16 protein-coding genes are annotated in these 19,687 nt (G+C 47.0%); 12 read left to right on the top strand and 4 right to left on the bottom strand.

The features are described from left to right. The 5 genes from ACOJS8_RS02555 to ACOJS8_RS02535 form a co-directional block, all read left to right on the top strand. Window positions 1-1,437, top strand: a 1,437-nt coding sequence (locus ACOJS8_RS02555) for a TonB-dependent receptor family protein (RefSeq protein ID WP_420146962.1), incomplete at its 5' end; no start/stop codon positions are given. 31 nt (window positions 1,438-1,468) lie between these two features. Further along, the gene (locus tag ACOJS8_RS02550) at window positions 1,469-2,365 is read left to right on the top strand and encodes a hypothetical protein (RefSeq protein ID WP_420146961.1); all 897 of its coding nucleotides are present in this window, start codon (window positions 1,469-1,471) and stop codon (window positions 2,363-2,365) included. A gap of 14 nt (window positions 2,366-2,379) precedes the next feature. Further along, a complete protein-coding gene (locus tag ACOJS8_RS02545; RefSeq protein ID WP_420146960.1) occupies window positions 2,380-3,927 on the top strand; it encodes a phosphatase PAP2 family protein in 1,548 nt (515 codons plus the stop codon). A 245-nt stretch (window positions 3,928-4,172) separates the two neighbouring features. Further along, window positions 4,173-5,084, top strand: a complete 912-nt coding sequence (locus ACOJS8_RS02540; protein ID WP_420146959.1) for a hypothetical protein — start codon at window positions 4,173-4,175, stop codon at window positions 5,082-5,084. Window positions 5,085-5,124: 40 nt separating this feature from the next. Continuing rightward, window positions 5,125-6,636 carry a phosphatase PAP2 family protein gene (locus ACOJS8_RS02535; RefSeq protein WP_420146958.1) on the top strand — a complete coding sequence of 504 codons (1,512 nt, stop codon included), beginning with the start codon at window positions 5,125-5,127 and terminating at the stop codon, window positions 6,634-6,636. 20 nt (window positions 6,637-6,656) lie between these two features. Here ACOJS8_RS02535 and ACOJS8_RS02530 read toward each other — a convergent pair whose 3' ends face one another. The 4 genes from ACOJS8_RS02530 to ACOJS8_RS02515 are packed head-to-tail and all read right to left on the bottom strand — an operon-like array spanning window position 6,657 to window position 10,865. Beyond that, complete coding sequence (locus ACOJS8_RS02530; protein WP_420146957.1) at window positions 6,657-7,922, bottom strand: lanthionine synthetase LanC family protein; 1,266 nt, start codon at window positions 7,920-7,922, stop codon at window positions 6,657-6,659. A gap of 8 nt (window positions 7,923-7,930) precedes the next feature. Then, complete coding sequence (locus ACOJS8_RS02525) at window positions 7,931-8,914, bottom strand: T3SS effector HopA1 family protein (protein WP_420146956.1); 984 nt, start codon at window positions 8,912-8,914, stop codon at window positions 7,931-7,933. After that, the gene (locus ACOJS8_RS02520) at window positions 8,911-10,032 is read right to left on the bottom strand and encodes a phosphotransferase family protein (protein WP_420146955.1); all 1,122 of its coding nucleotides are present in this window, start codon (window positions 10,030-10,032) and stop codon (window positions 8,911-8,913) included. The genes ACOJS8_RS02525 and ACOJS8_RS02520 overlap by 4 nt, the downstream gene beginning before the upstream one ends. A gap of 59 nt (window positions 10,033-10,091) precedes the next feature. Continuing rightward, window positions 10,092-10,865, bottom strand: a complete 774-nt coding sequence (locus ACOJS8_RS02515; RefSeq protein ID WP_420146954.1) for a hypothetical protein — start codon at window positions 10,863-10,865, stop codon at window positions 10,092-10,094. Window positions 10,866-11,277: 412 nt separating this feature from the next. Here ACOJS8_RS02515 and ACOJS8_RS02510 point away from each other — a divergent pair, with 412 nt between their 5' ends. From ACOJS8_RS02510 to ACOJS8_RS02480, 7 genes are all read left to right on the top strand, one after another. Then, complete coding sequence (locus ACOJS8_RS02510) at window positions 11,278-13,308, top strand: alpha-1,4-glucan--maltose-1-phosphate maltosyltransferase (protein WP_420146953.1); 2,031 nt, start codon at window positions 11,278-11,280, stop codon at window positions 13,306-13,308. Between the two features lie 476 nt (window positions 13,309-13,784). Beyond that, entirely contained in the window at window positions 13,785-15,194 is a 1,410-nt protein-coding gene (locus ACOJS8_RS02505) for a tyrosine-type recombinase/integrase (protein ID WP_420146952.1), read from the top strand. 7 nt (window positions 15,195-15,201) lie between these two features. Beyond that, a complete protein-coding gene (locus ACOJS8_RS02500; protein ID WP_420146951.1) occupies window positions 15,202-15,840 on the top strand; it encodes a hypothetical protein in 639 nt (212 codons plus the stop codon). A 362-nt stretch (window positions 15,841-16,202) separates the two neighbouring features. After that, complete coding sequence (locus tag ACOJS8_RS02495; RefSeq protein WP_420146950.1) at window positions 16,203-16,472, top strand: helix-turn-helix domain-containing protein; 270 nt, start codon at window positions 16,203-16,205, stop codon at window positions 16,470-16,472. 5 nt (window positions 16,473-16,477) lie between these two features. Then, window positions 16,478-17,923: a hypothetical protein gene (locus ACOJS8_RS02490; protein ID WP_420146949.1), complete on the top strand. Its 1,446-nt coding sequence runs from the start codon at window positions 16,478-16,480 to the stop codon at window positions 17,921-17,923. A gap of 770 nt (window positions 17,924-18,693) precedes the next feature. Beyond that, window positions 18,694-18,846, top strand: a complete 153-nt coding sequence (locus ACOJS8_RS02485; protein ID WP_420146948.1) for a hypothetical protein — start codon at window positions 18,694-18,696, stop codon at window positions 18,844-18,846. A gap of 283 nt (window positions 18,847-19,129) precedes the next feature. Next, window positions 19,130-19,639 (top strand): hypothetical protein, encoded by a 510-nt coding sequence (locus tag ACOJS8_RS02480; RefSeq protein WP_420146947.1) that lies wholly within the window; start codon window positions 19,130-19,132, stop codon window positions 19,637-19,639. The last annotated feature ends 48 nt before the right edge of the window (window positions 19,640-19,687 follow it).

Here is a 19,687-nt window from a genome sequence, read left to right as displayed (position 1 = left end):
CTTGGAAGAAGCACTTATCTATTTCAAATTCCAGGTCCACTTACTGATAGTATGTTTCGCGCTGATCCGAAGCAAGCTACAAGATCAAGGAATTACTTCAATCCAGACATTTACATTCCCTCGCTTAAACTCGATTGGCGAATCACCGATCAGACCCGTGTTCTTTGGACAACATCGGCCGTGCTGGGCGCCCGAAACAGCGTCCTGTTCGACCGATTGGCGAACATACCCGATACCATTAACCGGGCTACAGGACAATATGCTGCCCGGCAGGTGGATATTGATAATTTCCACAGCTACAGCTCTGAAATGCGGTTGTTACAACGTTATAAAGTGGCGGGCATAGAAGCTACGGGAGCAGCAGGGGTACAGTTAATCAGCACCGATCTACACCGTCGGCAATTGGGTATGGGAACAACCGGTACCGATTTCGATTTATCGCTGACCAGCCCGTTCCGGCGTGATATGCATTTCCGCAGCAACAACGTAGCACTCTTTGCGGAAAGTCAGTTCGCGCTTACGAATCGCCTGACCGTTTCGCCGGGAATCCGAGTTGAGAACGGCAAAACTGAATTTCGGGGTACCATAGATTACTATGATCCTGTCAATCTGCCAACCGACATCAGGCATAAGTTTGTTTTGCTGGGTATCAATGCCCAATACCGGCCAAACGATGCTGTGAAAATCTACGGGGGCTGGTCGCAATCGTATCGTCCCGTTATTTTCAAAGATATTATTCCAACCTCGGTTTATGAACGTATCGACAAAAATCTGAAAGATGCGTACGGCTACAACGCGGAGATCGGTGTTGAGGCACACTGGCAGAGCCTGCACCTGAACGTAACGGTATTTGATTTGCTGTATCGAAACCGGCTCGGTACGTTGCTGTTGGCAAATACCGACGGTACGAACTACATCTTCCGTACCAACATTGGTGATAGCCGCAGCACCGGTGTCGAAGCGTTAATCGAAACGCAACTGTTACGTACGGAGAAGATCTTACTCAGTGGTTTTACGTCAACGGCTTATAACAATGCCCGCTACATCAACGGGCTCGTTTCGGCGGGTGCCGAAAACCGGACGGTGACGGGCAATCAGGTCGAGTCGGCTCCTCGCTGGACGAGCCGTAATGGATTGACAGCCCGCTATGGTACGGCCAGTCTGACCCTCCAGTACAGCTACGTAGCGCAAACGTTTTCAGATGCGCTGAACACGCCCACACCTTCTGCCAATGGTGCTATTGGCCCGGTACCGGCCTATAGCTTATGGGATCTGAACGGCAGCTGGCGTATCAGCCGCGGATTAACGGTACGCGGCAGTATTAATAATTTACTAAATACTCAATACTTCACGAAGCGTCCGACATTTTATCCGGGGGCCGGTATCTGGCCTTCCGACGGACGTAGCGCCGTCCTGACAGTCGGGCTTACTCTTTAATTATTCCATCGTACTTATTAACAGTTAACCAATGAAAACAAATCTAAAGTATTTACTTACTGCCGCCCTGCTAACGCCCTTTATGGCTCAGGCCCAGATGCCGCACGATGCCATCTATATGGGCAAAAAGCAGCTTTGTGTCGCTGGCATGTATGGCTACAGCTCCTGGAATCATTACTGGGAAAATTCATTCAAGCGCGAAAATTTCAATATCGGTACACTCTCCACGCAGAGTGTGATGGTTATGCCTGCTTACGGCATCAGCAATCGTGTGAACGTCATTCTGAGTCTGCCTTATGTCTGGACAAACGCCAGTGCGGGTAATCTGATGGGGCAGAAGGGCGTACAGGACATATCGGCCTGGTTGAAAGTAAAGGCTTTTCAGGCAGGCGGGTTTTCGCTGCATGGTATTGTCGGAGGATCAATTCCGGTTGGTAAATACGTACCGGATTTTCTGCCTATGTCAATTGGCTTGCAATGCCGTACCGCCACTGCACGACTGCTGGCTAACTACAAGCATAGCAACACAGGACTCTACGTAACAGCACATGGTAGTTACGGCTGGCGCAGCAATATCAGCCTTGATCGGGATGCTTATCAGGCCGATGATCGGGTCTACAACACAAGACAGGTACGCATGCCCAATGTAGTTGATGCTGCCGTTCGGCTGGGGGTATTACGCAAAGGATGGCAAACGGAGGTTTTCGCCGAGCGGTCCGCCTGTTTGGATGGTGACAACATTCGCCGGAATGATATGCCCTTTCCCACCAACAATATGCAGTCAACACTGGTGGGCTGGTACGGTAAATTTCAGCCGCGTCACATTGGCGTCAATGCCCGGATTGGCTACGTAGTGGATGGGGTTAACGTCGGCCAGAGTACCAGCTACACGGTGGGCGTTCTGTATCAGATCAATTTCAATAAATAAGGCTCACACGAATCATGAGAAAATATATCCATCTTATAGCAGTAAGCGGTGTAATTGCTGGTCTGGCGACTGGCGTTATCTCGTGTAGTAAAACAATTGACGAGCCGCAGAAAGCGGCTTACGCACCGGCCAATGTAGATGAGAAAGCCGGTACCTGGAAAACCTACGTACTGACGTCACCTTCAGAAATTGCCGTTGCCGAACCTAAGGCTATTAATTCGACAGAATACTTGGCGGAACTCGCGGGTTTAAAACAAAAATCGACCGGCTTGACCAGCGCTCAACAGGATGCCGTTACGTATTGGGGGGCTGGTGCTGCTTATCGATGGAATGAAATTGGTCGGGAATTATGCGCTCGCTACAACATTCCACCCGCTTCGACGCCCGATGGTAAATATCCGGTTCCGGATGCCGCTAACCCACTGGCCGACCCTCGATTCCCGTTTGCGAACCCGCCTTATGCGTCACGGGCGCTGGCCTATCTGAGCGTAGCGCAGTACGACGCTCTGGTATCGGCTTGGTATTATAAATACAAATACAATCGGGTCGCTCCGGCTAAAACGGATGCTTCGCTCAAGGCGTTGTTGCCCGTCTCTTCATTACCATCGTATCCATCAGAAGATGCTGTGGTAGCAGCCGCTTCGGTTATTATCCTGAAAGCCATGTTCCCCGGCGAAGTGCCGTACCTGGAAGCTAAACTGGCCGAACATCGTAACAGCCGTCTGTGGGCAGGTATGAACGTAGAGAGTGACCTGGCTGCGGGCGAAGCGCTGGGCAGTGCCGTGGCAGCCAAAGTAATGGGCCGGGCCAGAGCTGATGGCATGAGTACGGCTAACAATCAGACGGTAACAGCTGGCATGATTCAGGCTGCCAAAGAACGTGGCCTCGCCGAGGTTTGGGTAAGTCAGGAAGTACCAGCCCGTCCGCCCATGTTACCAAATTTTGGTGCTGTTATGCCCTGGAACTTCGACAAAGCAACGCTGGTCAAGCTTCGGCCGGGCCCGCCCCCAGCGCTTAACGGCGATGAATACCAGAAAGATTTATCGGAATTGCGGCAAATCAATAAAAGCCAAACGCGCGATCAGGCTCGCATAGCCAACTATTGGTCTGACGGAGCAGGTAGTTACACCCCTCCCGGCCATTGGCACCGCACGGCAGCCAACGTAGCGCACGATGCTCAATACAGCGAAGTACGAATGGCCCGGACGCTAGCGCTGGTAGGAACTGCCACGATGGATGCGGCCATCGGCTGCTGGGATGCCAAGTACTATTATTATTATCCCCGCCCACAACAGTTTGGTGTGAAAACGTCGGTTGGGCTTCCTAATTTTCCATCGTATCCGTCAGGCCATTCAACATTTTCGGCAGCAGCTGCTACGGTATTAAGCGCTATTTTCCCCGACAGAGCCAAAGAATTCCAGGCAGAAGCAAATGAAGCGTCCACATCGCGCGTATACGGCCTGATTCACTATCGGTTCGATTCAAATGTGGGGCTGGATCACGGCAGTAAGATTGGCGCCTACGCTGTTGAACGGGCCAAAGCAGACGGTTCTGGCTTATAAGATTATAATTTTTTCATTCATAGGTTGACCAAAATCCCCGGCTGCTTTGCGGCTGGGGATTTTTTTAGACAGGAAATAATCGCAGAGCCCCTGATAATCAATATGTAATCATTTATTCCGATTGGTTATGTGTTCTTCGTGTTTCTATAGTTCATCTCATTGCGTATACCACTTACGAGGAAAAATTCCGTTACTAAGGTGGGCTCGTCTCAAAGAGCTACTTTTGCATAACCTATTACGGAATTATGCGGTCATTCGCCTATACTACACTAATTACTTTTCTTCTGCTAAGTTTTGCCCGACAGGCCTCGGCCCAGGGGTTAATTGACGGCTTCATGCGTGGTCAGCGTAAAGCGAATCTTTCTCTGATTGGATCGCAATCGACTTACGATACGTACTACATCAATACTACCGAAACGAAAAATGCAAATCTGGGGACGGTAACAACCCAATCGCTAACCCTGAAAGCTTCGTACGGGTTAGGGTATGATCTGGATTTAATCGTGGCGGTTCCGTACGTGCGGACAGAAGCCAGCGCGGGTTACTCGCCAAAGCAGGAAGGATTTCAGGATCTTTCAGCGGCTCTCCGCTGGGAGGCTTACGATTATAAATTCGGGAAAACACGGCTCTCCTGGTTATTTACGCTAGGATACTCCTTACCGCTTCAAAATTATGTAAACGATGCGCTGGTAGCGATTGGGCGCGGGTCTAGTAATCTCGACGGACGGACAATGCTGCACTACACCGCTGGTCCTTTTTTCCTGACCGGACAATACGGCTATATCCGAATGGGGCAGGTTACGCTCGACCACGTAGTGAATACGTACGATCCCAATCAGGTCAATCCGAACAGTGGCACGAAACTCAACGTACCCGACGTAACGGATCTCATCATCCGGACGGGGATTAAAACGAAGCCAGTCTACATCGACGCCTGGTTTCAGAAACAAACGCCTTACAACGAAGGCACAAACATCGGTCCTGGTGTTCCTTTCCCGACTAATGCCGTTGGTTTTACGCGGGCTGGAGCCAGGGTGTGGATAAAACTTATTGGTAAACTCGGCCTGACGGCAGGCTACAGTACGACGCTGAGCGGACGTAACATCGGTAAATTCTCTCGTGTTGACGGGGGCTTATCCGTTGGTCTGTATCCTTAGTCAATTCCTGTTATGAATGGCTATGGAAGGCCATACACTTATGAAAACGCTTTTTTCACTTATTCTGCTAAGCAGCCTTTTTTATGGAGTGGTTGCCTGTAAGGAACCAATCCTTGATGAAGGAATTTTGCCCTTTGTAACGCCCGCCACGGTAGATGCCGATGGAGGTACCTGGCGAACGATTGTCCTGAAATCAGCCAGTGATGTAACTGTACCTCAGCCTGCCGCTGTTACGTCCGCTGAATACCAGCAGGAATTAACGGCTATAAAGAACGGCCTGTTAAGTCTTAATCCGGATCAGAATACAGCTGTTACGTATTGGGCTGATGGTGGCATTCGGCGATGGAATCAAATTGCGCGTCAACTGGTGGCCAAGTACAATCAGTTTCCTAATTATTTGACCCCCACGACCGGACAGCTGTCATCAACCGACCCTGCTAATCCGAAAGCCAGTCCGTCATTCGGTGCCCGGGTTTACGCGTTGCTAAGCGTGGCTCAATATGATGCGTTGGTTGTGGCCTGGCGGGCTAAATACCAGTATAATCGGCCTTCTCTGGAATCTCAGGGTATCGTTTCCCGCGTACCAGTTCTTAACGTACCATCCTATCCGTCAGAAGACGCAGCTATTGCAGAGGCATCCTACCAGGTATTAGCGCATTTATTTCCCGACGAAACGGCATGGCTGAAAAACAAGGCTACCGAGCATAAGCAAAGTCGGTTGTGGGCGGGTGCCAGTGTTGCCAGCGATCTGACGGCAGGGGAAGTACTGGCGGCTTCTGTAGCAGCCAAAGTGATTGATCGGGCAAAGAGCGATCACTTCAATTCGGCGCATGACCCGAACAATACGTGGCAGTCTGCACTCGCTAAAGCGCCTTACGACGTAAAATGGCAGAGTCTGGAGATTCCGGCACTGGCCCCTGTATTACCGCTAGGCGGTCGTGTGGCGATGTGGTATGATTCGGTAGCTGTTGCAAAAGCGGCTCCCGCTGCGCCCCCGGCCACTACGTCGGCTGAGTTTCAGAAATCTCTGAGCGAAGTGCGTGATTTGGCCAACTCCCGCACCCGCGAACAATGGCGTGTTGCCAGCTACTGGGATGATGGGATTGCTACGTATATGCTCTCGGGCCATTGGAATTTTATCGCTGAGGGACTTGTTCGCGATGCCCGACAGAACGAATTGAGGGCGGCACGCACGTACGCGCTACTGAACCGGGCCATACAGGACGGGAGCACGGCTGCGTGGTCGGCGATGTATACGTACTACGTACCTCGCCCCTCACAGATCGATTCGACGATTAAAACATCAACCACCATCCCCAATTATCCCGGCTACGTCTCCGATCACGCGACGATTTCGTCGGCGGCTGCTACGGTACTCGCGTATTTATTTCCCGATCAGGCTACGCAACTCAACGCACAGGGAGCCGAAGCTGGTCTGTCGCGCCTATACAGTGGCGTGAATTACCGTTTCGATGTTGAGGCCGGAGCCAATTGGGGCGTCAGTATTGGAAAAATCGCCGTCGATGCCGCGAAAACTGACGGAGCAAAATAGCGTAACAAAGACGCCTACCCTTAACGTAGCAGGAGCACCGACCGATACGTAGCAGAGTCGGCCAGGCGTAGGTAGAAATACCCCGTACCTGACAGACCAAGCATAAAGTCGGGAAGCTGAAACTGATTGTACAAACCATTGGCCCACAAGCCTGTCTGACGATACCGCTCCTGACCCCTTTGCCCGATAGCTTCAGCCTGAACACGCCAGTCGGACTGATTGAGAATATCGGCCGCTTCAAGCAATACGTCACTGTTGCCCGCTAGTCCATGACACTGCGAAAAATTAGTCTGCTGTTCCCACGTCAGGTGGCGAGCCGTTGTCGCTACAGCCGTTTGCGCTTCCTCTTTTAAGGCCGGGTGATGGGTCAGCTCATAACCTCGCAGCCGCGAAAGGGCAATTCCTGGTGCACCGTGACACCAGGCGCAGGAGCAGGTAGGACCGTTTGTTGCTTCGTTGGACGTAGCGGCTCGGAAATCAGGCCAGTTCTGTTGAGGCTGGTCGAAAAAAGCGTTTTCGTAACGTAATCCCTGAAAAGCTACATCGCGATATGTAGTGTTCTGCGTCAGAGCGAACGCTTCGAATAACGCATTGATGATACCTGCTACACCGTGCGCAAAACCTGTCAGATGCCGATGGCCAGCACCGGGAATTGTGTTCCACGAAAGACCTTCTGTTGTTCGCTCCGCCCGATTCACTAATTGATCGGCCAGTTGCTCGATAAACGGACGTAGTGAAGGATTTGGATGAAGCTGGTTTAACTGAATCAGGGCTGGAATAGCTCCGGCCGCTCCGTCAATTACGTCAAGGCCCGTCTGCTGCAAATCCACTTTCGCTACGTTGTTGAGCAATTGCTGGCCCTGCGTGATCATTTCTTCGTTGTTTAGCCAATGCCCCGCCCGAATTGCTGCGTAGGCAATGCCTGTCCAGCCCGAAAAGAAACCTAGCCTTGTATGAGGCAAAAGGAACTGAGCCGTTGTCAGCGCATTTTGCAACGTACCGAGGGCAGTTTTCTGCACCAGCCGGTCGCCAGTGGCATTATAGAGTGCTGCCAGAAAAAACGCTACGCCCGCCGTTCCTGAATAAAAATCGGCTTCAAGCGATTTGAAATATGGTTTAGGATACTCAAAAGCGGGGTCATTGGTTGAGGTCAGAAAGTTACAGCGATCACCCGACCAGATGGCATCACGACAAAGCGTCCGGCCAATATCGGCAGCAGTTTCGATGAAGGTATTGGCGATTGAATCGCGCACAGACGTAACGGTTGGGGCGGTAAGGGTTTCCATGCGTGGGTTTAGTTAACGGTATAATCTGGGAAAACGTAAGGATACTGCGCGTCGGGATTCCGGTACGGATGTTCGAGTGATAGGCCAATCGTATCAAACACAGCTTGCACTGACGCGTCGAATGTATCAGCCGGCTGTTCGTTACTGACGGCGTTGACGATTCCCTGAGCAATTAGCCCGCACCGGCTTGTGCCGAAACTCTCGTTAGGATTAGGTGGACTTTCGGCAAAACCAATGCCCGCGGCAATGGGTCGGGTGAATAGGGGAATAGATGGGTGCAGATAAGAAGATAAAATCGGTAAAGCGTCGGCTAATAGAGCTAGCACGATATTGACCGATGGTTTTTGCAGATAAAGAACGGCGGCATCACTACGCCCGTATAAATCAGGATGATTGAGGCATTTGAACTGAAAAGGAATTCGATAGCGATTCAGCGTTTTCGTTACCCATTCGATAAGATGAATACTGCCTTCCGGCTGAATATGGAAATACAATCGGGTTTGTAACGTCACTGAATCGTCATCGGGCGTTTGCCCGAAAACGTAGTAAAAGCCGCTTTGGGCATCCCGGTGCTCCCGGTGCATGAGTAGTCGAACGGTGTCTCCTTTCTGAGCAGTCCCCCTTTTGGGCGTATTATAAACAAACTCACCGGCATAGAGCATGCGTCGGGAATTGCCTTTGGTTGCGTAAGGTGTCCGCGCCATATCGACGGTGTCAACTTCCCAGCCCGCATCGAACTGCTCGACGCTGTAATTATGGCAGCTTAATTCGTTCAAAAACGAATCATCAACCGATTCCGAAACACGGCTTTCCTGCGCATCAGCGGAGCAGTAAAAATGTCGATAAATCAATCCCGATAACGTACTGTTTAGGTTTTCAGGCTTGTATGCCGTCTGCGATCCATCAGTCAGAAGCGTAATCTGGCACTGAGCCGGGTCGATACGTAACCCGTTCAGGATGGTGGTCAGTTGATTAACGTAGTGCGTTTTCATTTCCTGGAAAGAGAAATGCCCAGAACCGAACGGACTGCCTCTTCGGGTGAGCGTAACATATTCAAACTCAATTGCAGAAGCCGGGCCGTATGGATGGTCATAGCGGTAGCTTGCTGAATGCTTTCGTAGCAGGTATGGATTAACTTCAGCGCGCAGTAACCGACCGTTTTAAGCAGATATGACTGAGCTTCTTCGGTTGTCCAATCCATCAATTGGGCGTAAGTTTTCCAGAACTGCTGCATGGATGGCTGCATAGCTTCAAGCGAAAACCCGTAATTGCTAAAGGGATTCTGGCCTGAATGGCGGCCAGATGTAGGTTCGTAAAAGATCCAGAAGTACAGATAACTCTGAAAAATGGCCGCTACGTCCCAGCAGGGGTCACCAATGTCGGCGGTCTCCCAGTCGATCAGGCGCAGGTCATACTGTCCTGTAGCCAATGCATTTTCGTTAATCAGGAAATTGGCCGGTTTGATGTCGCCGTGGGTCAGGCTGGATGCCTGCCATTGATCGCGAACGGCCGACAGACGCTTCATATACTCTTCATTTTGAGTAATGAGCTGCACCATTTGTCGCTCGGCCTGGCTTTGATCGCCCGAATAGGCTGGAAAACCAGCCTCGCTCCAAATAAAAACCACCGGCTTTTGCTTGCGGAACAGCCGAAAACTGGGCGCATCTTGCATCGACCGGGCAATGTTCTTATGAAATGAGCCTAGCAATTCTGCCTGGCGGATGGCTAGTGGAACCGGGAATTCTCGCTGCCGCAGATAAAAATCATTCAAACTGATAGCCCCTGAAACGGCTTCTGTAATCAGAATATGATTTTGGCGATCAAAAGCAACGTATGGCGGCAGAAAATCGCGGAGGTGCACGTAGTCAGATTCATTATTGGCGAGCCAGTAACAGGTAGCTTCGGTACGTAACGTATCGATCTTTTCCTGATCCCAGGCTTGTATCTGTTTCACAAAAAGAGCGCCATCTGCGGTAGTTCGATTGACGACATAATTGGTGTTTCGACTGGAGGCTGGATGAGCCGTGAACGTACCGTCGAGTACTGAATCGAGCGCGAGATAGCCCTTATCCAGTAAATAATGAGCCAGATTAAAACCAGTTAGCAGCATGGGTGGAGTGGGTATAAACCGTGAATGGTTCCTTTTGAACCATTCACGGTTGAACAGAATCAATACATGTACGGATTAAACATACCGTAGTAACCGCCCATCGTGGTGTCGGGCTGGCCAGCCGCTTGTGGCATTCCTCCTCCTGGATTGAGTATCGTTTGTGGAGTCGTAGGCGTAATAGTAAACCGATCCGTCGGGATGCAGCATACCGTGTGAAAACAGGTCTTGCCAGCGCATACAGTAATTCGGCAGGTTACCTGTGCACAGATGGTACGGTGGCAGCTGTAATACTGGCAAATGGTTCGGTTACAGGAAACCAGATTACATACGCTTATCCCAAACCGAGTGGGGCAAAGTTGAGACAAATTAGTGACCGGACAGAAAATGCCTGGTGATGTTGCCATTGGTTGTGGACCAGCACCGGTTGTATCGGCCTGGCCGCCAGCGGGCATAGCTGCGCCCATCATCGTCGTATCGGGCTGGCCAAAGGCGGCATACTGTTGCATGATATCGCCTTCCAGAAACGTACTCTTGGGTCGGTTCGCTGCTTTTGGATCGCCATACGTAACAACCGAATCGGAACGAAGCCATAGTTTGCTACCGCCCAGCGACGACTCCGTCGAACTTAGCTTCTGAGCATAAACGATCGATTCTTCAGGTACTTCAACAAAACTATTGAGCGTTTCGTCGGAATAGACCCGAATGTGGCCAGCCTCTGAAGATTGACCGATGTAGCCCTGCAGTAACGTGAGCTTATCGGTGTTCCGCGGATCGGGCCGGACGGCCCCCACCCAGTCGTCGTATTCGAACCGGGATTTTTCTTGTTCTGCCATGATAAATAGGGTTTAGGAATAATCAGTATAATCCAGTTTACGTGGATTCAATAAACGAGTTGTGACAAACCGAATCAGTCTGCTACGTGCCTGACCCGCTGGCACAACATAACCTTAGTCGCAGACCGTCAATCAGCCGGTAACATTGTCTTCGGGATTACAAAGGTCAACTGTTGATTGTCAGGGTTTTAGAGAACAAACCCCTGTTTTTTGAATTGAGTAGTTGAAGTATTTTGATACGTATTTGTACCCTTTTTAGGGATAGGCTTAAAAATGAGTGAGTGGTTATAGAAACTGACGGAGCCTGACAATACGTTCAGAGGGGCGTATCAACCTTTATTGGAGACGGAAAACACGCTTTTTTTGTAACATTGCCGCATTGTCCACGATTTACTAAGCAAACATTGATGCAATGAACGTTACCGAAAAGTCTTCCGGCTCGCCCTTGAGTGGCCAATCCCGCGTGGTGATCGAACACGTATCACCTGAACTCGATGGAGGTCGGTTTCCTATAAAAGCCATTCCCGGCGACGTGATAGCGGTAGAGGCCGATATCTTCGCCGATGGACATGATTATCTGTCTGCCCGCCTGCTGTACAAATTCATTGACGATGCTACGTGGACAGAAACGGCGATGACACTTTTGGTTAATGACCGGTGGGGGGCTTCGTTCATTGCCGAAAAGCAGGGGCATTATCTGTATACCATTGAAGCCTGGGTTGATCATGCGGCATCCTGGCAGCATGAAATTCATCTGAAAGTAGCCGATGGCCAACGTATTACGAGCGAACTTCTCGCTGGAGCGCAGTATGTAGATGGAATGCTTGGACTGGCAGGGGGCACAGGGCAAGGCGTGAAGGGGAAAGGCAAAAAGACAAAAAACGTAGTGGCTGAGGAAACTCCCGACGTAAAAGCGTTACGTGAAATGGCTGCGCTGTTTCGGGATGAAAGCCGATACGACGAAGCGGTTTCGGTAGCGGAAAGCGACCAGTTTACTTTCTACGTTAATCGGTACCCCGAGCGCAGGCACGTAACGCGCTATGGGCAGGAACTCGGGGTAGAAGTGGATCGGGCGCGGGCCGGATTTAGTACGTGGTATTGTCTGTTTCCTCGTTCGGCCGCGCGCGAAGAGGGTAAACATGGTACGTTCAGGGATGTAGAAGCGTTGCTGCCACGTATCTCAGGTATGGGTTTCGACGTACTGTATTTGCCCCCAATTCATCCGATTGGAATGGCGCACCGTAAGGGTAAAAATAATTCGGTTGTCTGCCAGCCGGGCGAACCCGGTGTACCTTACGGAATTGGCTCCCCCGATGGCGGGCACGATGCCATTCATCCTGAACTGGGTACGGTCGATGATTTCAAACATTTGATTGCGATTGCCGCCAATTATGGAATGGAAGTGGCAATGGATCTGGCCATTCAGTGTTCGCCCGATCATCCCTGGGCCACGGAACATCCGGAATGGTTTAAAAAACGGCCAGATGGAACCATTCAGTATGCTGAAAACCCACCTAAAAAATACCAGGACATTTACCCGGTTTATTTCGAAACAGAGGACTGGCAGAATCTTTGGGACGAACTAAAGCGAGTTCTTCTCGTGTGGGCATCGTGGGGCGTACGCATTGTTCGGGTCGATAATCCGCATACTAAACCGTTTGGTTTCTGGGAATGGGTGATTGCCGAAGTCAAGAAAGAATATCCTGACATGCTGTTTCTGGCTGAAGCATTCACTAAGCCAAAGGTCATGCAGGAGTTGGGAAAACGAGGTTTTGCGCACTCCTACACGTATTACACCTGGCGTAACACCAAATACGAGCTGGAACAGTACATGACGGAGCTGACCCAGAGCGAAATGAAGTATTATTACCGCCCGAATTTCTGGCCGACAACGCACGACATTAACCCATATATTTTACAGACTGGTCATGAGCCTCAGTTTCTGATTCGGTATTTTCTGGCTGCTACGTTGTCGAGCAACTACGGTATTTATGGACCGTCATTTGAACTGATGGAATACGTACCGTTTCCCAACAAGGAAGAATACCTTAATTCAGAGAAGTACGAAATCAGGCTTTGGGATTGGGACAAAACAAATAAACTAACGTATCTGATTACGCTGGTCAATCGAATCCGCCACGAGAACGTAGCGCTCCAGACGACCAATAATCTAACGATTTGCCAGGTGGACGATGACGCGATTATGGCTTACCTGAAAACATCGGTCGATAATCGACTGCTGATTGTGGTAAATACGGATGCCTACAGCCGACGGGCCGGGGTTGTGCAGGTGCCAATCTGGCAATTAGGTATTGGTAACGATCAGTATTACACCGTTCGTGACCTGCTCACGGGTGCTCAATATACCTGGCAGGGGGAACGCAACTACGTCGAACTCGATCCTTACGCACTGCCTATGCATTTGTTTAAGCTTGAGTTGTAGAGCACGAAGTAGAGATGGTAGGCAATAGCAGAGGTTGTCTATACAACTATTAGCTGTCTCCGGGAAACGCTGAACGTCAATACGTTTAGAAGCTTGACGCAGTTGCGCCGAACGATGAATGAATGGCAGGTCGAATATTGACAGACGGCTTAAACATCCGTTAAAACTCACTCATCTGGCGGGGAGGAAAAGACACACGTGTATTGTAACAAAAAAGCCGCTTAGCTAATAGCTAAGCGGCTGATAATGAGGTGGGCCAGCCAGGACTCGAACCTGGGACTTACTGATTATGAGTCGTTACTATGTCATCATGCTATTAGTGATAAATATTTATCAATACTTTATTAAGACTTGATTTCCAAGTTTTTATGGTAATTAGTTTTATGACTATTTATTGTTATTAAGTCTTGATTTTACATATTTGTATTGCAACTTGTATTGCAAAAACTGAATACCAGCATCAATACGCAATGTAAATGAAGGGAGTAGCAACTGTCAACCTATTCTTCGATAAAAGAGCGACCAAGGATGGTCTAGGAGTTATAAAATGGTCTATTTGCTACGAACGTAAACAACGGTTGTTTACAACAGGTATAAAGACTTCAGTTGAAGAATGGAATTTCTTAGAACGAAATAAAGCTGGATTAAAGGGGCATGTTAAAAATAGTGATCGGCGTGAACTGTGGCATAAAGTGTACGGTAACGAATTCACTGGTCTAAATGGACAGAAGCAAGCCGGTTACTTGCTTCGTGCTCAAACAGTTCTTAATCAGTTAGGGGATAATTTCAGTTTCGATAGGTTTGCTGAAGCTATTCTTGATTTTGGGAAACAAAAGGAGATTCCTGCTGATCGTACCGATGTGATAGTTGCTCTTTTTTTGAGGGCAAACAACATGAATAAAGAGGGCCGTGTGGGTAATGCTCTAAATTATGAAACAACTGCTAAATCGCTACAACGGTTTATTGATTCCTTTAATGACGATGAGCGTAAGGAGTTTTTAGGAATACCAGTACCTAGACGCGTTCAAAACAGTCGTTCATCAGTTAGCCTTCAATTCAGGCATTTGACATCCCGTTTTTTGACTACTTATGAACAATGGATGCTGCAATTTGGTCGAGTTTCAAGGAAGCCAAACAAACCGCCTAGCCCAGCTACAATAACCACCGTAGGAATTTATTTACGTCATCTTAGGGCCGTGGTTAATGAAGCTATCGAGTCTGGAGTAATGGCTCGTGATGCATATCCATTCGGAAGAAATCGATATGTGATTCCTGCTGGTACTAATACAAAAAAAGCTCTTCCCAAGGCAGATTTAGAACTGATAAAAGCGTATAAACCCATATCAGGAACTATGGAACAGCGTAGTCATGATCTTTGGCTATTTTCCTATTTCTGTAATGGAATGAACATTACGGACATATGCTCCCTCACTTGGGGAATGGTCGATTTAAGTGCAGGTACGCTTAGATTTATACGGCAAAAGACAGCGCGTAGTAAAAAGCAGAATCAAACCTTAGTTAAAGCTCAGTTACGAGAGGAAACATTGGCAATTTTGGAGCGTTGGTCTAGGGCAGAGCGTAAACAGTCCGACTTCGTATTTCCATTTTTATCATCTGATATGGACGCTGTTCGGAGAAAGTCAGTCGTAAGGCAGGTTGTAAATGTGACCAATCGCTGGATGAGGAAGATTGCTAATGTACTTGGAGTCGAAAGTGATGTAAATACGTATGCGGCTAGACATTCATTTGCTACAATCTTATTGAAGAGTAATACTCCTATTGGGTTTATATCTAAATCTTTAGGGCATACTAATTTAAAGACAACTGAAAGCTATTTAGGGTCATTCGATGATGATGAGGCAAAGATTTTTTTAAACGCGCTATAAATTAAAAATGAATAGTTTCAACGCATTTATAAGCGAAATCTTAACTATTGACTACAGTTATTTCTGGGATACAATGGAGGTGGTTGCACCAGATGAGGAAACATCAGACATTAACTTAATTCAGTTTAGAAATGAAGAAAGAACATTCATAGCATTTTCTGAATCAACCACAAGAGAAATCTATGTTAACAAGTTTAGATCTCGTGTTTCTCAGGAGTACCCTGATGAACCCTCTATTAATCTTATAGAATATGCTATTACTGATTTGCTTATGTTGACTAATGATCAGCAACAGGCACAGATTAAGAGATTAGAAAAAATAATGCGATTCTGGCACTACAATTTTGAAATAGGTGCCTCGGAGGAATCAATCTTATATGAGTCATTATGTATTCCAGATGTAACCACAAATGGCCCATCCAGGGGGCAGCTAAATACTTTTCTGCATATTACTCAAGGGCATGGTATCATGAGTAAGAATCTTCCCGATAGAATTAATAATATTTTCTTATGTAAAGGTTTTTATGATCGATATGTATGGTATACAACTCATAAAGCCGTTTCCATTGGGCGTTTAATAGCAGCAATTCTCCCGGAAAAAGATATCAATCTACCAGATCTTTTTTTTTCAAAGAGAAAATGCTAGTAAATCCAAACCTTATTTGACTCTACGACAAACGGCCTTACTTTACATTTACCAGGATAAAGAAATAAGTATAAGAGAAGCCGACAAAATAGCGAGGTTATATGGTAACAAAAGTGGAGACAAGCTAAAGAAATATTACAACAAGTTTGTTAGGACAGCAAATAGGGTGGGAGTGGAAGGGCAAGAGATCAAATGGTTTATTGAAGATTTAGAAGCTATTATCCCTTTCCTTAGTAAGGAGAATAAACAACGAGTCGAAGTTGAGAAAAGAACTATTAGCGCAAAACTTTATGACTAGTCCAGACTAGTCTGGACTAGTCTAGGCAATGCATCTTTGCCTCCGTCAAGAAACGACGGTAGACATGAATAATCCATTCGAACCAATAAATGAAAGGTTAAGTAACCTTGAAGCGTGGGCTTTAGAAATGCTGGTACTTCTGCGCAATCCAGCGATTAATCAACTCAAGGTAGATGAAGAAATACCTCTCACAATTCAGCAAGCTGCTGACTTTCTGAAGGTCTCCCGGCAGACAATTTATCAGAACATTACTAAGATTCCTCACCGCAAGCGTCACGGTCGGCTTTATTTCTTCAAAGCTGAATTAGCTGACTATCTTAATCAAGCTGTTTAAAGGCGATGATGGATGGAATCGAATCGAATCATATTGCCGTGAATGAGAGCGATCTGATTCAACGACTAAACATGAGCCTGCTTTTCTCACCTACTTATGGAGACGTAAGGCATGATCTATCTTTAGCTCCATATAACTACAAAGGAATGCACATATCTAGCCGACGGCGTAACCAATCTAACTTAGATTCAGATCAACACTGGTTTCAGATGAGAGGGTCGCTGATTAAGGTGGCCAATAATGGCCTTCATAATTGTGACCCTAAAGACCCCATTCAACTATTATATGCGTTGGATGACCTAATTACGAACGTACGGCTTGATCCCTTTAAAACGCCACTCAATGGCTTTGAGCTTTCCGCAACCGTGCGACTAACAGATGCCGAACAGATTTGCAGTGGCATCGTATCTTATCTCAACATACCACCCAGCCACAAAACGATTCATCGTGATAGTTTGGATTTGCCTTATGTTGAAATCGAAGCCAAGCAACATAAATTGAAGCTTTACGCTCCCCAGCCAGATACGTTACGAATCGAAGTTAAAATAGATAAGATGCAATTCTTGGGCGCTGATCGACCACGAACGTTGGCGGATCTAGTACAGCCCCGTTTTACAGCATTGCTGGTTTCAAAATTGCTTTCAGCGTTGGATAAAATTATCTGGAAATATTCTCCAACTGATGTTTCGCGTCTAACCCAGGAAGAAAGCCAACTGTATTTGCTAGGACGAGTAAGTGAATACTGGCAGGTGATACGTCGTAATTTTACAACGGAGAGCGAGTTTAAGCGAGTGGAAAAACAGCGAAGCCGCGAGAGAAAACGCTACAACGAGCTTGTTCGAAGGCTCTGGCAAGGAGAATCGCCTGAAACGGTCAGACAACGTACGTACGTTCAGTTAAAACGTTATGAAGAAATTATGCGTACTCCGCTTTATCAAACCCTACTTAATATTTGTTACCAACGATGGCGATATGTCGGAAATCTACCGGGTGTGGTAAGGCTACCCAAACACCTTAAATTACCCGATTTGTCGGAAATCTACCCTTTATATTTGGGTAAATTTCCGACACCCTCTGAAAGCCCTTACTGTTACATCGGTCAGCCTGGTTCATCGGTAGACCAAACCGCGAATTTATTTTCTGAAAATACACCCCTATTTCAAGTCAATGAAGTGATAGATCCAGCACGCATGTGTCTGAGATCATTGAAGCAAACACAACTGAATAAGTTCCCAAAAAGCCAAGCGCGGTGTGGGTTTACGAACTATTCAACCCATGTTAAGAAGGTGTTGAATTCTCCAGGTGGACTGAACTATCCTTTAGACGAAGTCGAGCGTATCTTATCCGCTACGACGAAGATCAGCTTAGCGTATGCTAGTCAATCACTAAACAATTTAAGAATAATCACTTACTCTTCGTTAAATGCGCTTCCCCTCTTTTCGGCTGCTTAAATCTGTTAATTACAGCTAAGTAAGACATGAAACGTCATCATTCTCGATAGGAATTTTGCTGATCGTTAAGCTCGGCCGACTGACTCGGAATGTGGTACCCTACGTGATTCGGGCATTGAATGTGTCGGTGCCGATATGCCTGAGGCTGACACCTTACCTCTTTGAGTCATAGCTACCATGGCCTAGCACGAGCGGGAAGTAATTGGAGATCGGACCTATAAAGCGTTGGCCGAAGAAACGGGCAGGCTTCAAGTTTGGCAAGCCTGAAAATCTCACCTTAGAGGCCACTCAAAAGGGGTTAGTGATTCGGCAACAAAGTGCCCGGGAACATGAAAATAATCGACGAGCAGCTGCATTTGCGAAATCATTGCGCAGAACTGGAGAGAGTTGGAGTCATATTGCCGCCACCTTAAATGAGCCTGGTTTTCACACCCGCCGAGGAAACAAGTTTTAAACAGTTCAACGTTTGAATAGTAACAGGTGATGGGTAAACGAGTGTTAAATCACATCAACGACCTGCGTTAATGATTTGTAAAATCACAAAATCTATGTGAACCTAGTTTCTGAGCCTCGTCAAGGGAAGGGATGTAGAGGTGAATCAAGCGCACAACGAGCGTCATGGCTTTGTTACGAAGATCCTTTCATATTTATATTATCTGACAAGCTGGCAGATATAACAGGTTCTTCACCTTTTTTCGGAAAGAACTGCTGATTTTAGAAACTTTAGGTAGGAACTACTTCAACCAAGCCAAAAAAACTAACTTGAGTTTATGAATGAAGATAAACTAACAACCATCCCAGATGCGGATGAAGAACTTGACGATCCATATATACATACCGTTTCAACAGAGGAGTTCGTCGAAACCGTAGAACAGGCAAGTAAGGAGAGGGAGGATGATCCAGTAACTCCGAACGAAGACTAACTAATCTAAGTTGCAACGACTATATAAGCCCCAAGCATTAATGGACGTCCAACTGACAAGGGTTTTCGTGAACGGTTTTTAATAAACTTACAGAGATGCCATAATTATCTGATTAACAGGCAATTGTTAGGTTGAATCAATATCAATTCATTGCTTTTAAATGAACGAATTATTGGTGTGTAAATTAATCCAAGAAGTGATAGCTCACAGAATTATTCTAACTTTCCCCGAAGCCATACTGATCAACCATTAACATTGCAGACTTATTCTTGAATTTATAGCTATGAAAAGACTAAAATTTGATATTCCTGGCCTTGATCTAAATACAAAATTAAATTCTAAAGAAACTTACAACCAAGAAAAAATAGCCGCTCTTGAATCTACCTTTAATTTACTCATTAGCGAATTGGTAACTGGCCAATTTAAACTAGTAACGAAAGTTATAAATAATAATGCATTTTCTATTAGTATAGCTGCACTCCCTTCTCATGAGGAAAAAATTTATCAAATCAACTTTGATGTTGGACTATTTAAATGGATATACGATGGTCTTTATATTGTTTTATCAAATAATAATGTATTTACTGGTTTGGGTAAAGCATCCAGTAAATTTCATATTCCTACTTTCAATGTACCAGATTGGAATAGCTTAGATTTGGCTATGGCGAATAATGATGAAGTGTTTTTTGATGCTGATAGATTAACCCTGCATGATTTTCTTTACACCTTATGTCTAAGTTTCATCATTCGACATGAGATTAGGCATATAGCAAACGGCCACGTTGTTTTTTAAGGGAGCAAATGTTTCCACTTTTTTTTGAAAATTCGAAAAATGGTCTGT

Source organism: Spirosoma sp. (assembly GCF_048594605.1).
In the GTDB taxonomy this organism is placed as follows: Bacteria; Bacteroidota; Bacteroidia; order Cytophagales; family Spirosomataceae; genus Spirosoma.
Note: the sequence above shows the minus strand (reverse complement) of the source record. Positions and strands in the feature narration are given on the sequence as shown.